The sequence below is a fragment of the Pseudomonas sp. CM25 genome, assembly GCF_013179705.1.
Lineage (GTDB): Bacteria > Pseudomonadota > Gammaproteobacteria > Pseudomonadales > Pseudomonadaceae > Aquipseudomonas.
The window spans coordinates 1-15,288 of record NZ_JABMCW010000119.1 but is presented as its reverse complement, the minus strand read 5'-3'; the positions used below and the strand labels follow the sequence as shown (position 1 = coordinate 15,288).

The following is a 15,288-nucleotide window of genomic DNA, read 5'->3' as shown; positions in this document are numbered from 1 at the left end:
CACTAAGCCGTTCGCACAGCAGCGAGCCCAGCGCGATGCCCACCGAAAACAGTGTCAGCACCAGGGTCACGACCGTACCGTCACCGTGCAGCCAGTCCTTGGCGTAGGCCGGGATCTGCGTGAGGTAGATGGCGCCGACGAACCAGAACCACGAGTTGCCGACAATCGAGCGCGACACCGCTGGCGGCTGGCCCAGACCCATGCGCAGGATCGCCCACGACTGTTTGAAGATATTCCAGTCCAGGGCCATTTCCGGCGCGGCGGCAGCCGCCCGCGGGATCCAGCGGCTGGCCAGGTAGCCGAGCACTGCCGTGCCGACCACGCCACCAGCCACCACCGTGGCATAGCTATCGGCCGACATCATCACCCCGGCGCCGATGGTGCCGGCGAGGATGGCCAGGAAGGTGCCGGTTTCCACCAGCCCATTGCCACCGACCAGTTCCTCTTCACGCAGGGCCTGCGGCAGGATCGAATACTTCACCGGGCCGAACAGCGCCGAGTGGGTGCCCATGCCGAACAGCGCCACCAGCATCAGCGCCAGGTGGTTGGTGATGAACCCCAGCGCACCGACCGACATGATCACGATCTCGGCCAGCTTGATGAAGCGGATCAACGCATCCTTGGCGAACTTTTCCCCAAACTGCCCACCCAGCGCCGAGAACAGGAAGAACGGCAGGATGAAGAGCAAGGCGCACAGGTTGACCCAGATCGAACGGTCACCGTCGCCCAGGCTGAGCTTGAACAGGATCGCCAGGATCAGAGACTGCTTGAACAGGTTGTCGTTGAAGGCACCCAGTGACTGGGTGATGAAGAACGGCAGGAAGCGCCGTTTGCCGAGCAAGGTGAATTGCGAGGAGTGACTCATCGTCCTTGGTCCTGGGTTCGGCCAGAAGGGCCCGTTGCCTTATTAGAATGCGCATGACGCTGCAAAGCCACATCGCAGATGTCAACTGACAGTAATGACAGTAGCGAGTTACGCGCCCAGGCATCAATGTCCAGGCTATGTGTTCTGCCGGAAACCTGGATGAACAAGCGTATCGGTCTGATCAAGGTTTTGCGCAAAAGGCCTGTGGCAACCCTCTGGCTTGCGGCCTTGCTCGCCGCCTACCCCGCCAGCGGGCACTCCATGAGCGCCGACAAGGACGCGTTGCTGGATGCGCTGCTCAGGCAAATGACCGTGCAGGAGAAAATCGGCCAACTACGCATGCAGCATGCACGCGCTGCGCCGCCCTCCAGCACGGAGCTCGATGCGGTTGCCCGGGGTGAAGTGGGGGCGATGTTCACCGAACCCGGCATAACCCCTGCGCAGATCCGCGCCCTTCAGCAGGCGGCCACCCAGCGCAGCCGGCTGCGCATCCCGCTGTTCTTTGCTGGCGATGTGGTGCACGGGCAGCGCACGATCTTTCCGATCAACCTTGGCCAGGCTTCAAGCTGGGACCTCGACGCAATCGCCAGCGCTGCCCGGGTGGCCGCCATCGAAGGTTCCGCCGATGGCCTGGACATGACATTCGCCCCCGTGCTGGATATCAGTCGCGATCCGCGCTGGGGCAGGATGTCGGAGGGCTACGGCGAAGATACCTACCTTGCCGCACGCATCGCCCAGGTAGTGATCCGCGCACTGCAGGGGCCGACACTGGGGGCCAGCAACAGCTTGATGGCCTGCGTAAAGCATTTCGCCGGCTATGGCGCAGTCGAGGGTGGCCGCGACTACAACACCACGGACATGAGCGAGCGACGCCTGGCCGAAGACCACCTGCCGCCCTTCAAGGCGGCGGTGGACGCCGGGGCTGGCGCTGTAATGACCGCGTTGACCAGCCTCAACGGCGTGCCGGCAACTGCCAACCGCTGGCTGCTGCAGGACGTGCTTCGTCGGCAGTGGCAGTTCAACGGGCTGGTCATCAGTGATCACGGTGCGGTGGCGGAGCTGATCGACCATGGAATTGCCGAGGACGGCCAGGGTGCGGCGGAAGCGGCGTTCACCGCCGGCACACAGATGAGCATGAGTGACCGCTACTTCGCCCGGTACTTGCAGAGCCTGATCAAGCAAGGGCTGGCAAGTGAGCAACAACTCGATGCCGCGGTGCGCCAGGTGCTGTCCACCAAGTACGATCTTGGCCTGTTCCATGACCCTTTTCGCCGCCTGCAGGCACCCCATGCAGCCGTCGGCGAAGCGCAACGCCTTCACCGTGCCGAGGCCAGGGATATGGCGCGGCGCTCGCTGGTACTGCTGAAAAATCACAAGCAGGTACTGCCACTGAACCCGCACGCGAACATCGCCCTGGTCGGGCCGCTGGCCGACAATGCGCTGGACATCCTGGGCAGCTGGCATGCCAGCGGCAAGCCCGGGCACGCGATCACCTTGCGTCGGGGCATCGAAAACGCCCAGGCACCTGACGCCAGGCTGGTGTACGCCAAAGGCGCGAACATCAATGACGACCCGCTTGCCTTTGCACTGCTGGCCGACAACCAGATGAGCTTCGATCCGACGGCGCCCGAAACCCTGATTGCACAGGCCGTCGCCGCTGCCCGCCGGGCCGACGTCATCGTCGCCGCCCTGGGTGAGGCCCGGGGTATGTCCCATGAGGGCGCCAGCAGGACCGACCTGAATCTGCCGGAGCAGCAGCGGGCGTTGCTGCGCGCGCTGAAGGCGACTGGCAAGCCGTTGGTGCTGGTACTGATGAATGGTCGCCCGCTGACCATCACCGAGGAAAGCCAATGGGCCGATGCGGTGCTCGAGACCTGGTTCAGTGGAACCGAAGGTGGCAATGCCATCGCCGACGTGCTGTTTGGCGATTACAACCCCTCTGGCAAGCTGGCGGTGACCTTCCCGCGCAGCGCGGGCCAGATTCCGATGTACTACAACCATCTCAACACCGGTCGGCCGTTCGATCCGGCAACGCCATCTGCTTATCGATCACGCTACTACGACATCGACGATACGCCGCTTTACCCCTTCGGTTTCGGCTTGAGCTACACCCGATTCAGTGTCTCGCCACCCCGTTTGTCGAGCGCCCGATTGCGATCGGGGCAGGATTTGCGTGTCGCGGCCACTGTTCGTAACGAAGGGACCCGCAGCGGTGAAACAGTCGTGCAATTGTATGTGCGTGACCGTAGCGCCTCTGTAAGCCGGCCGGTGAAACAGCTGATAGGGTTCGAAAAGCTGCTGCTCGAACCCGGCCAGACTCGAGAGGTGGTTCTTGAAATACCCCAGTCTGCGCTCGGCTTCATGGACCGTGACTTGCGCCCTGTCATTGAGCCCGGCGGGTTCGACGTGATGGTCGGCCTGGACTCGCAGGCGCTGGAAAAGGCCAGCTTCCAGGTGATGCCCTGAGGGCTCCCCGGCGATGGGCTGCACAGCCCGCCTGATGTGGCATATGCTCCGACCAGGCTGTTCCACAACAAGGACGTGGCTATGTTCGCCGCCATAAGACGCTACCCGCACACCGTGCGCCTGCTGCTCACCACCACCTTCACCCTGACCGTCGCCCGCGCCCTCACCCTGCCTTACCTGGTGGTGTACCTGGCCGACAACTTCCAGCTGCCGATCAGCCAGATCGGTCTGCTGATCGGTGGCGCGCTGATCATTGCCTCGCTGTTGAGCCTGTACGGCGGCCACCTGGTGGATACCTTGCGCAACCACACGCTGGTCAGCGTCAGCACCCTGCTGTTTGCCCTGGCCTTTGTCGGCGCCGTCGCCAGCCGCTCGGCACTGCTGTTCTTCCTGTGCCTGGTGCTGATCAACCTGGCCCTGGCGGTGGTGGATATCGCTGCCAAGGCCGGGTTCTGCGCGTTATTGCCGGTGGAAGAGCGGGCCGAAGTGTTCGCCATCAAGTACACCCTGAGCAACGTCGGCTATGCCACCGGCCCGCTGCTGGGCGTAGCCATGCTGGAGTTGCACGACCATATGCCGTTCATCGCCTCCGCCGTGCTCGGCCTGGGCATGTGCCTGGCCTACTGGCGCCTGGGTGATCGCAGCCTGCAGGCCAGTACGGCGGAAAAACCTGCGGCCGGTTTCGGCCAGGTGGCGCTGGGGCTGGCGCGGGACCGCAGGCTGGTGTGCTTTACCCTGGGCGGGGTGCTGAGCGCGGTGGTGTTCGGCCAGTTCACGGCCTACCTGTCGCAGTACCTGGTGGTGACCAGCAGCCCGGCCGAGGCGGCGCGGCTGGTCGGTTACCTGGTGACCACCAACGCGGTCACGGTGATCGCCCTGCAATACCTCATTGGCCGGCGCATCAGTCGTCAGCGCCTGATGCCCTGGTTGCTGGCCGGGATGGGCCTGTTCATTGCCGGGCTGCTGGGTTTTGCGCTGGCCGGCTCGGTGCTGGCCTGGTGCCTGGCGATGCTGGTGTTCACCCTGGGCGAAATCATCGTGATCCCGGCGGAATACATGTTCATCGACCTGATCGCGCCGGAGCACCTGCGCGGGGTGTATTACGGTGCGCAGAACCTGTCCAACCTTGGCGCGGCACTGGGGCCGGTGATGGTGGGGTTCGCCCTGGTGCACCTGTGGCCGGGGGCGATCTTCTACCTGCTGGTGTTGTCGGTGATACTGGCAGGGGTGTTTTATGGGTTGGGTACCCGTAAAGCATGACAGAGGCTTGCCGGCTCCCCCTGCGACCCGCTGCCACGCGACTATCGTCGGCGCTGACGTAACGCCACCTGCGTGCCAGACTGACTGATCGGGACCGCGTTATCTTTTTGCTTCGGAGTTTTCATGTCGTTGTCCAGCGGGCTGATCGCCGTGGTCGCCCTGGCCTATATGGCCGTCATGTTCGCCATCGCCTTCTATGGCGACCGCCGCAGCACGCCGTTGCCGCCGAAGCTGCGTGCCTGGGTGTACAGCCTGTCGCTGGCGGTGTACTGCACCAGCTGGACCTTCTTCGGCGCGGTCGGCCAGGCCGCCGAACAGCTCTGGGCGTTCCTGCCGATCTACCTGGGCCCGGTGCTGCTGCTGCTGTTCGCGCCCTGGGTGCTGCAGAAGATGGTGCTGATCAGCAAGCAGCAGAACATCACCTCGATCGCCGACTTCATCGCCGCCCGCTATGGCAAATCGCAAACCCTGGCGGTGGTGGTGGCGCTGATCTGCCTGGTCGGTGTCTTGCCGTACATCGCCTTGCAGCTCAAGGGCATCGTGCTGGGCGTGAACCTGCTGATCGGCGCCAGCGCCGACGCCACCGGCACCCGGGTACAGGACACTGCACTGGTGGTGTCGCTGGTGCTGGCGCTGTTCGCCATCGTCTTCGGTACCCGCAGCCTGGATGTGACCGAGCACCACCGCGGCATGGTGCTGGCCATTGCCTTTGAGTCGCTGGTCAAGCTGCTGGCCTTCCTGGCCGTGGGCATTTTCGTCGTCTTCAACCTGTACGACGGTTTCGATGACCTGTTCACCCAGGCGCGCCAGTCGATCCACCTGCAGGACTACTGGCAAGAAACCATCAACTGGCCGTCGATGGTGGTGCAAACCGCCGTGGCGATGATGGCGATCATCTGCCTGCCGCGGCAATTCCACGTCACCGTGGTGGAAAACATCGAACCCCAGGACATGCGCCTGGCACGCTGGGTGTTCCCGATGTACCTGGCGCTGGCTGCGCTGTTCGTGGTGCCGATTGCCCTGGCCGGGCAGATGCTGCTGCCGGGGACGGTGATTTCCGACTCGTTCGTGATCAGCCTGCCGCTGGCCGAGGCCCACCCGAGCCTGGCGCTGCTGGCGTTCATTGGCGGCGCGTCGGCAGCCACCGGCATGGTCATCGTCGAGGCCGTGGCGCTGTCGACCATGGTGTCCAACGACATGCTGCTGCCCTGGCTGCTGCGGCGCAACAACGCCGAGCGGCCGTTCGAGGCATTCCGCCACTGGATGCTCTCGGTGCGTCGGGTCACCATCGTGGTGATCCTGTTGCTGGCCTACGTCAGTTATCGCCTGCTGGGCTCCACGGCCAGCCTGGCGACCATCGGCCAGATCGCCTTCGCCGCCGTGACCCAGCTCACCCCGGCCATGCTCGGCGCGCTGTACTGGAAGCAGGCCAACCGGCGTGGCGTGTTCGCCGGCCTGGCCGCCGGCATTTTCCTGTGGTTCTACACCCTGGTGCTGCCAATTGCCGCGCATAGCCTGGGCTGGTCGCTGCAGCTGTTCCCGGGGCTTGCCTGGCTGCACGGCAACCCGCTTGACCTGCCGATCAGCCCGTTGACCCAAGGCGTGGTGCTGTCACTGGCGGGCAACTTCACCCTGTTTGCCTGGGTGTCGGTGCTGTCGCGCACCCGGGTGTCCGAGCACTGGCAGGCCGGCCGTTTCATCGGCCAGCAAACCAGCGCCCGCCCTAGCAGCAAGCCGCTTCTGGCGGTACAGATCGACGACCTGCTGACCCTGGCCTCGCGCTTTGTCGGTGAAGAGCGCGCGCGGCAGAGCTTCATCCGCTTCGCCTACCGCCAGGGCAAGGGCTTCAACCCCAACCAGAATGCCGACGGCGACTGGATCGAACATACCGAACGCCTGCTGGCCGGCGTGCTTGGCACCTCGTCGACCCGCGCCGTGGTCAAGGCCGCCATCGAAGGCCGGGACATGCAGCTCGAAGACGTGGTGCGCATAGCCGACGAAGCCAGTGAAGTGCTGCAGTTCAACCGCGCCCTGCTGCAAGGGGCCATCGAAAACATCAACCAGGGCATCAGCGTGGTTGACCAGAACCTGCACCTGGTCGCCTGGAACCGCCGCTACCTGGAACTGTTCAACTACCCGGACGGGCTGATCAGCGTAGGCCGGCCGATTGCCGACATCATCCGCTACAACGCCGAGCGCGGCTTGTGCGGCCCCGGCGAGGCGCAGGTGCATGTGGCCCGGCGCCTGCACTGGATGCGCCAGGGCCGCGCGCACTCCTCCGAGCGGCTGTTCCCCAATGGCCGGGTGATCGAGCTGATCGGCAACCCGATGCCCGGTGGAGGCTTTGTCATGAGCTTCACCGACATCACCCCGTTCCGCGAGGCCGAGCAGGCCCTGCGCGATGCCAACGAAGGCCTGGAACAACGGGTGGCAGAACGCACCCATGAGCTGTCGCAACTGAACCAGGCGTTGTCCGAAGCCAAGAGCCAGGCCGAAGCGGTGAGCAAGTCCAAGACCCGCTTCCTGGCGGCCGTCAGCCATGACCTGATGCAGCCGCTGAATGCCGCGCGGCTGTTCTCCGCCGCCCTGTCGCAGCAGGCCGAGGGCATGAACGATGAAGCCCAGCAGCTGGTGCAGCACATGGACAGTTCTCTGCGCTCTGCCGAAGAGCTGATCAGCGACCTGCTGGATATCTCGCGCCTGGAGAACGGCAAGATCACCCCGGATGCCAAGCCGTTCGCCCTCAACGAGCTGTTCGACACCCTGGGCGCCGAGTTCAAGGTGCTGGCCGCCGAAAAAGGCCTGGAGTTCCGCTTGCGCGGCAGCCGACTGCGGGTGGACAGCGACATCAAGCTGCTGCGCCGGGTGCTGCAGAACTTCCTGACCAACGCCCTGCGCTATGGCAAGAGCCCGATCCTGCTGGGCGCACGGCGCCAGGGCGAGCGCCTGTGGCTGGAGGTCTGGGACCGTGGCCCGGGCATTGCCGACGACAAGCTGCAGGTGATATTCCAGGAGTTCAAGCGCCTGGACAGCCACCAGACCCGGGCCGAAAAAGGCCTGGGCCTGGGCCTGGCGATTGCCGACGGCCTGTGCCGGGTACTGGGGCATACGCTGGAAGTACGCTCGTGGCCGGGCAAGGGCACGGTGTTCCGCGTCAGCGTGCCCATTGCCCGCCAGGCCGCGCCGGCCCCCACTGCCGCGGTGGAGCAAGGCGGCCAGCCGCTGGCAGGGCTGCAAGTGCTGTGCGTGGACAATGAAGACAGCATCCTGATTGGCATGAACAGCCTGCTAAGCCGTTGGGGCTGCCAGGTGTGGACTGCACGCAACCAGGCCGAATGCGAGGCGCTGCTGGCCAAGGGCATGCGCCCGCATCTGGCGCTGGTGGACTATCACCTGGACGACGGCGAGACCGGCACCGGCCTGATGGGCTGGCTGCGAGCCCGCGTTGGCGAGCCAGTGCCGGGCGTGGTCATCAGTGCCGACGGCAGCAAAGAAACCATCGCCATGGTGCATGCGTCAGGCCTGGATTACCTGGCCAAGCCGGTCAAGCCGGCGGCCCTGCGCGCCCTGCTCAATCGCCATCTGAGCCAGGTTCAGTAAGCGCCGCGTCCGGCAACGCTTCGTCGGACAGCGCCCGTTCCAGCAGGTCTGGCGGCAGGCTTTTGCTGGCCCGCGCGCCCAGCAGTTTCAGCTGCTCGCTGCGACTGACCAGGTTGCCGCGCCCTTCGCACAGCTTGTTGCGCGCCGCGGCATAGGCCTTGTCCACCTGCTGCAGGCGGCTGCCCAACTCGTCCAGGTCCTGGATGAACAGCACAAACTTGTCGTACAGCCAGCCTGCCCGCTCGGCGATTTCGCGGGCGTTCTGGCCTTGGCGTTCCTGCTTCCACAGGCTGTCGATCACCCGCAAGGTGGCGAGCAAGGTGGTGGGGCTGACGATCACGATCTGCCGGTCGAAGGCTTCCTGGAACAGGCCCGGCTCGGCTTGCAGGGCTGCCGCGAAAGCCGCTTCGATGGGCACGAACAGCAGCACGAAATCCAGGCTGTGCAGGCCTTCGAGGCGGCTGTAGTCCTTGCCCGACAGGCCTTTGACATGGCTGCGCAGCGACTGCACGTGCTGTTTGAGCGCCGCCTCGTCATTACCGGCGACAAACTGCTGGTAGGCGGTGAGGCTGACCTTGGCGTCCACCACCACCTGTTTGTCGCCCGGCAGCATGATCAGCACGTCGGGCTGGAAGCGCTCGCCATCGGCGCTCTTCAGGCTGACCTGGGTCTGGTATTCGCGGCCCTTTTCCAGGCCGGCATGCTCCAGTACGCGTTCGAGGATCAGCTCGCCCCAGTTGCCTTGGGTTTTCTGGCCCTTCAGGGCCTGGGTCAGGTTGGTGGCCTCGTCGGAGAGGCGCAGGTTGAGCTGTTGCAGGCGCTCGAGCTCCTTGCCCAGCGAGAAACGTTCGCGCGCCTCCTGCTGGTAGCTTTCTTCCACGCGTTTTTCGAAGGACTGGATGCGCTCCTTGAGCGGGTCGAGCAGCTGGCCCAGCTGTTGCTGGCTGGTCTGGGCAAAGCGCTGCTCGCGCTCGTCAAAAATCCGCGTGGCCATGTCGGCGAATTGGGCACGCAAGGTGTCGCGTGCCTCCTGCAGGTCTTCCAGGCGCTGCTGGTGACTTTCCTGCTGCTCGCGCAGTTCGGCCTCCAGGCGTGCCGTCTGCGCTTCCAGCCGGCGCAGTTCGGCTTCGCGGTTGGCGCGTTCCAGGTTCCAGGCGTGGGCGGCGTCACGGCCGTTGTCCCGGTCGACCTGCAGCAGCTCCAGCTCGCGGCCCTGGGCAGCCAGCTGGGTCTGCTTGAGGGTGTTGGCTTCGCTGAGGTCACTGACCTCGTCGCGGCTGGCCTCCAGCTGCGCCTGCAGGCCGGCCTGGGCCAGCTGTGCGGCGTTCAGGCGCTCTTCGAGCAAGGCCTGCTCGCCTTGCCGGGCGCCTTGCCGGCGCTGCACCTGCATGAGCCAACCCAGGCAGGGTACGGCACCCGCCACCAAGCCCAGCAGAATGCTGGCCAGATCCACTGTCATGCTTACCCCGAAAGATCCTGGATGATTGCTGCGCAGCTTATCAGCCCGAGCGGTGTGTTGCCTGTGCCGGCCCTTTCGCGGGCACGAGCACTACACCTTCAGGACGGGAACCACTGCCGGAGCAACCTTCGCGCTTCCTGCGATCCCTGCCCGGCGGCCAGCTCCAGCCAGTAGCGCGCCTGATCCGGCTCGTTGTGCTGGCACAACCGCGCGTACTCGAGCTGCGCCCGCCGATCACCGGCGCGGGCCGCCTGACGCAGCAGATCATGGCCGATGCGGCGGTCTCGGGCATTGCCGCAATCACGGCACAGCATCTGGCCCAGTCGGCTTTGCGCCACCACCACACCTTGCCGCGCAGGCTGCTTCAGCAGACGCCCTGCCAGGTGCTTGACCTGGGGCTTTTCGCCCAGGCGCGGGCTGTCGAGCAGCCATAAGGCCACGGTGAGGGAAAAGCGCTTGGCGGAGGGTGCAGGAGCAGATGCCGCAGGGCTGGCGAGGTGTTTACCGCGAAACTTCATTAGCAACAGGTTTGGCAACTCGAAAGGCGCGCCACTCTACGCTGTTTTTGCCACCTTGACCTGTCGATTTACGGAGGATTGAAAAAAATTTTCAATGATCTTTTCTTGACGTTTTCAGCTGAGTGACCGACCAGTCCGTTGGTGCATCACGATTGTCGGACAGTTCACTCTGTTGCTGGCACACCCGTGCTAGAGCAAGCGCGCGGGACAATCCACAGATCCTGTGGATAACTCGGTGGACAACCCCCCTCCACACCCCGCAAACCCCCGTGAATTGGGGGCCTTGGTCAAACTGACGATTTTTTCACCAGCTAAAAATAGTGTTTTTTTTCATTGACTTAACCCTGCAGTCAAGGCATTGGCGAGACGCCAGGGCCGTGTTGCGGACCTGTTACAACCGCTGCCGGGAATGTGAACAACTGCAGCAGAAACCCTCATTTGCATGCACGAAACAGGTGCATTCGCCCGAATACGGGCCACTTGCCCCCTCTTCCCAGCAACGCAAATACGCGCCATACTGCTCGGCTCACCTCCACCAGCGTGGCAACGCTTGCAAAGCACCCACGGTTGCGGTAAGGTGCCCCTCGTTAGTACCAAGCTGAAAGTCAATTCTGGCCTAAAGCGTCCTTGCAGACCCGCCCTCACTAATGAGTGGCCCTGCCGAAAGCGGACCGGCCCAATCGATGATTCCCTCGCCAGCCCAGCGCTGCCCAAGCACGAATCACGTGACAGATTGATCAGGATTCCACCCCGACGGCCTAGAACCTTGGCCCCGGCGTGCTGCCTGCCTTCCTAAGTACCTACCAGTCAGCCCAAGCGCCCACCTTTGATTGCGCCCCCTCTGGCTGCTTTGTTCCAGTCAGGTTCGTTCGTCCCTTAATAAAGGCGTCACTGGAACGTTTCTATCATGCACGGATCATATCTCCCGTGTTTAAAGCAGGAACCTCCAACAATATGCATACTCATCAAATTCAGGCTGCCATTGGCACCCTTTCCCAGGCCTTCTCGCCGTTGAAGTGCCTTATCGTTGCCCCACGCAAGGGCAGCTTCAGTTTCACCCTGGTAGACGAACACGGCGTCGCCTGCCACACCGAGCGCCTGTACCCCGAACAGTACAGCCGCACTGAACCGCTGCAGGCGGTCATCGCCCGGACTCGCCAATCGCTCACCGCGTGAGTGGCGAATACGGCGGCATTCAAGCGCTGAATCCTCCCATCGTGAGCCTGCCTGAACGTTCTTGGCGTAATTGCCTTAGGGCATATCGCCCAGTGCGTCAGGCAGCAATCGATTTAAAAACAGCTCTTTACACCACGGTTATCACACTACACTTCAACTCGAGCGGTGCTAACCGCTTCCGGCGGGCCTGATCATTCACCAGCTGCCAAGCTCCAGTGCCCGTCCGGCCCTTTACTGTTCGAGGGCATCATGGGTATTGCGGCGAATGAATTGTGTCAGTATGTGATCCGACCCACCCTGGTCTACCTCAATCGTCACTGCGCGAGCGCCGAAGCCTTGTTGCTGGGTATCGCCGCCAGCCAGTCGGCATTGGGCTCGGCCCTGCATGACCGGCGCGGGCATGGCCTGTACCGCATCGGCGAACACCGCCACCAGGCACTGTGGGATGACTATCTGGCCCGCGATCCCGACCTGGCCAGCGTAGTCCGTGGCCTCGCCAGCCAGCACGCCTTCCTCGGCGGCCCGCACCTGGAGCTCACCGTCAACCTGCGCTACTCCACCGCTATCGCCTGGATGCTCGTCGAAGAGCAGGCAACGCTGCTGCCTGCGGCGGACGACTTGCTGGGCCTGGCGCGGATCTGGCGACAGATTTTCAACCCCCAGGGTCGCCTGCGCGACTTCACTCATGCCTGGCACACCTGCATAGATCAGAGATTGCCACAGGCATCTTAGGAAGCGTCCTACAAAAAAAGCGAAAAAAAGGGAATTGTGGTCGGATTGTCCTACAAAACCGCTCTAACTCCTGCGATTGAGGCTATAGCGCAGAGCGTGATTTGTTGGTAGCTTTTCGCCCCGGAGATCCCAAGGAGTTTTCTAATAATGAAAAAAGTAATGCTCAAAACCTCCCTCGGCGTTGCGATCACGCTTGCATCCAGCCAATTGTTCGCTGCCGGCTTCGCGCTCAACGAGCAGAGCATCAGCAGCATGGGGACAGGTTTCGCGGGACGTTCTTCATCTGCCGAAGATGCCAGCACCGTGTTTGGTAACCCGGCCGGCATGTCTCGCCTCAAACGTGAACAATTCACCGTGGGCGGCGCCGCCGTCATCGCCAAGTCCGACATCTCGGGCCCGGGTAGCAACCTCGGGGGGGAAACCGATGGTGACATGGTGCCGTTGGTTGGCGTACCCATGGGTTACTACGTCAAGCCGATCGACGACCACTGGAGCGTCGGCTTCGGTGTCTACGTTCCATTCGGCCTGGTAACCGACTATGGCAGCGATGACGCTGCACGATACTGGGGCAAGAAGAGCCACGTCGAGGTAGTCACCTTCCAGCCAACCGTCAGCTACGCCTTCAACGACAAGGTTTCGATCGGTTTCGGCCCTACCATCAACCGCATCAAGGGTGAACTGGGCTCGAGCCTGATCAACCCGTTCACCCCGGGCCGCAACGACGGCGAAGTGAAGATCAAGGGCGACGATACCGCCATTGGCTACAACATCGGTATCCTGGTACAGGCCACCGACAGCACCCGCGTCGGCCTGACCTACCATTCGATGGTCGACTACAAGCTCGAAGGCAAGACCCGCGTCAGCACCCCGCTGATCGGGCCGTTCAACGGCAACAAGTTCGACGCCAGTCTGAAGATCAAGACACCGGAATCGGTCGACCTCTCGGTAACCCATGAACTGGACGACCAGTGGACCCTGTACGCAGGCAGCACCTGGACGCGCTGGAGCCGCCTGAAAGACATCACCGTGCAGAACGATGTACCAGGCCCGCTGACAGGTTCGGCCTTCGAAACCATCAAGGAAGACCAGAACTGGCACGACACCTGGGCGCATGCCATTGGCGCGTCGTACAAGGTCAACAAGGAGTGGGTGTTGCGCACCGGCTTCACCGTCGACCAGTCGCCGACCAACAACCATGACCGCTCACCGCGCATCCCCACTGGCGACCGCAAGGTCTTCAGCCTGGGTGCCGGCTGGAGCCCCAACGACGACATGACCATCGACGTGGCCTACTCCTACCTGTGGGAAGAGGACACCAAGGTCAACCAGGTCAGCGCAACCAAAGGCAGCTACCAGGCCAAGTATGAGAACAGCGCTCACGGTGTCGGCGCGTCGCTCACCTACCGCTTCTGATTCATCCGCGCCGCATGAAAAACCGCCCTCGTGGCGGTTTTTTCATGCCTGCACCTGCCAGCTGTCGCCCAGGCATTCGCGCAGATAATCCATGAAAGCGCGTACCTTGGTGGTCATGGCGAAACGGTCGGCCAGGCACAGGTAGATGTCCATTGGCTCGGTCTGGGCATAGGCGTTGCCGCTGTCGCTGTACTCGAACAGCGGCACCAGCGCACCGGATGCCAGGTGTGGCCGTACGATGAACTCGGCCAGACGAGTGATGCCGCCATGGTGCACTGCCATCTGGGTCAGGGCATCGATGTCATCGCTGATAAGTACGCTGCCGAACTCCGGCTCGAAGCGCAGCCCGTCCCGCACGAAGCCCCAGCGCAGAAAGCGGCCGTCTACCGGATAGCGGAATACCAGGCAACGGTGATCGCGCAGGGCCTCGGGGGTAGCAGGCACACCTGCGCCTTGCAGGTAGCCGGGCGAGGCACAGCAGATGAACGGGATACGGGCGATGGGCCGGGCGAGCAGCTGGTCTTCCAGTTGCGGGGCAATGCGCAGACTGACATCCACGTCTTCACGGGCATGGTTGACCCTGCGATCGGTCGTTACCAACTCTATCGAAAGCAGTGGGTAGCGGGCACTGAATGCAGGAATCAGCGGCGCCAGGACGTGTCGCCCGAACGCGGAGGTGGAGGCAATGCACAGCCGCCCCTGCGGCTCGCTGTCGGGGGTGGTGACGGCCTGCTCAGCCAGGGCGAGGTCGCGCTCGATGTGCCTGACGTGCTGGTAATACTGGCTGCCGGCGGGTGTCAGCGCCATGCTGCGGGTAGTCCGGCTGATCAGGCGCACCTGCAGGTGGGCTTCCAGGCGCGCCAGGTTCTGACTGACCGCAGCCGGGCTAAGCCCGAGGTTGCGAGCGCCGGCGGCGATACTGCCGGCGTCTGCCACCTTGATGAAACTGCGAATGGCGTTGAGCAGATCCATGGGCGAGCTCTTGGATTCGTAAGATTTTCTTTATAAAGAAATCAATCCGGCGGGTCTACAGCGGCTTGATGCTGGATTGTTAACCTGCGCGTCCACCCAGCTTTCAGGAGTTGCCATGAGAGACCTGTCCCAAGCGCGTAGCCGTCGCAAATTGCACCCGGGCGCCACGCCTTACGTGTTCGCTTTCTATATGTCGTCGATCATGGCGCTGTTGATGTGTTTTGTGATCACCGCGGCCAATGCCGGCCTCAGCCCGGAGTACCTGAGCAACGTCATGAAGGCGTATCAGCTGGCGATGCCAGTGGCTTTCGTTTGTGTGCTAATGGTTAGGCCGCTGGTGGTACGGTTGGTGGCCATTACGGTGCATGCGAGGTGAAATCCTCCGCTCCTCTGCCGTAGGAGTGAGCGCATACGCTTCACGCTTCACGCCATGGGCATTCATTTTGAGTAGACATTCCTTAGCGAGGGTGGCGCTGAGTCACCTTTCCGCCCTTACGGCGGGTCACTTTTGTCCTGGCAAAAGTAACCATGGTTACTTTTTTCCAAGAAAAAAAGTGACTCGCCGTAAGGGCGAAAAGGTGAGTAAGCGTCGCCATCGCAAATGGACTGTTCGCCATATCAAAACCGGCGCACAAGCTTCAAGCTTCAAGCCATGGGCATTCATATCAAGTAGACATTCATTAGCGAGGGTGGCGCTGAGTCACCTTTCCGCCCTTACGGCGGGTCACTTTTGTCTTGGCAAAAGTAACCAAAACCGCCCGCTCCCATCATCCGGCCCCTACGCTGCGCTTCGGGGTTCCCTCGCTCCGGGCTTGCTCCCGGGAGGA

10 protein-coding genes and 1 pseudogene are annotated in these 15,288 nt (G+C 63.0%); 7 read left to right on the top strand and 4 right to left on the bottom strand.

Going from position 1 to position 15,288, the window contains the following annotated elements; translation table 11 throughout:
• A pseudogene (locus tag HP546_RS14500) lies at window positions 1-865 on the bottom strand (glycerol acyltransferase); the annotation flags it as partial.
• Window positions 866-991: 126 nt separating this feature from the next.
• On the opposite strand from HP546_RS14500, the gene bglX reads away from it, so the two are divergent.
• The 3 genes from bglX to HP546_RS14485 all read left to right on the top strand — a co-directional run bounded on the left by bglX (window position 992) and on the right by HP546_RS14485 (window position 8,191).
• Window positions 992-3,331, top strand: a complete 2,340-nt coding sequence (gene bglX, locus HP546_RS14495; protein WP_372242434.1) for a beta-glucosidase BglX — start codon at window positions 992-994, stop codon at window positions 3,329-3,331.
• A gap of 81 nt (window positions 3,332-3,412) precedes the next feature.
• A complete protein-coding gene (locus tag HP546_RS14490; protein WP_172226433.1) occupies window positions 3,413-4,591 on the top strand; it encodes an MFS transporter in 1,179 nt (392 codons plus the stop codon).
• A 123-nt stretch (window positions 4,592-4,714) separates the two neighbouring features.
• Window positions 4,715-8,191, top strand: a complete 3,477-nt coding sequence (locus HP546_RS14485) for a hybrid sensor histidine kinase/response regulator (RefSeq protein WP_172226430.1) — start codon at window positions 4,715-4,717, stop codon at window positions 8,189-8,191.
• Here HP546_RS14485 and rmuC read toward each other — a convergent pair.
• Together rmuC and HP546_RS14475 are read right to left on the bottom strand one after the other, a co-directional pair.
• On the bottom strand, window positions 8,163-9,536 hold the full coding sequence (rmuC, locus tag HP546_RS14480; RefSeq protein WP_172226439.1) for a DNA recombination protein RmuC: 1,374 nt from the start codon (window positions 9,534-9,536) through the stop codon (window positions 8,163-8,165). The two genes, HP546_RS14485 and rmuC, sit on opposite strands and share 29 nt — an antisense overlap.
• A 212-nt stretch (window positions 9,537-9,748) precedes the next feature.
• Window positions 9,749-10,168: a tetratricopeptide repeat protein gene (locus HP546_RS14475; protein ID WP_172226410.1), complete on the bottom strand. Its 420-nt coding sequence runs from the start codon at window positions 10,166-10,168 to the stop codon at window positions 9,749-9,751.
• A gap of 954 nt (window positions 10,169-11,122) precedes the next feature.
• Here HP546_RS14475 and HP546_RS14470 point away from each other — a divergent pair.
• The 3 genes from HP546_RS14470 to HP546_RS14460 all read left to right on the top strand — a co-directional run bounded on the left by HP546_RS14470 (window position 11,123) and on the right by HP546_RS14460 (window position 13,489).
• Entirely contained in the window at window positions 11,123-11,344 is a 222-nt protein-coding gene (locus tag HP546_RS14470) for a hypothetical protein (protein WP_172226407.1), read from the top strand.
• 249 nt (window positions 11,345-11,593) lie between these two features.
• The gene (locus HP546_RS14465; RefSeq protein ID WP_172226404.1) at window positions 11,594-12,076 is read left to right on the top strand and encodes a hypothetical protein; all 483 of its coding nucleotides are present in this window, start codon (window positions 11,594-11,596) and stop codon (window positions 12,074-12,076) included.
• A gap of 147 nt (window positions 12,077-12,223) precedes the next feature.
• Entirely contained in the window at window positions 12,224-13,489 is a 1,266-nt protein-coding gene (locus HP546_RS14460) for an OmpP1/FadL family transporter (protein ID WP_172226401.1), read from the top strand.
• A 42-nt stretch (window positions 13,490-13,531) separates the two neighbouring features.
• Here the strand turns inward: HP546_RS14460 and HP546_RS14455 are convergent, their stop codons facing one another.
• Window positions 13,532-14,461, bottom strand: a complete 930-nt coding sequence (locus HP546_RS14455) for a LysR family transcriptional regulator (protein ID WP_172226398.1) — start codon at window positions 14,459-14,461, stop codon at window positions 13,532-13,534.
• Between the two features lie 115 nt (window positions 14,462-14,576).
• On the opposite strand from HP546_RS14455, the gene HP546_RS14450 reads away from it, so the two are divergent.
• Window positions 14,577-14,837, top strand: coding sequence for a DUF2798 domain-containing protein (locus HP546_RS14450; protein ID WP_172226395.1), 261 nt, complete (start codon window positions 14,577-14,579; stop codon window positions 14,835-14,837).
• Window positions 14,838-15,288: the final 451 nt, after the last annotated feature.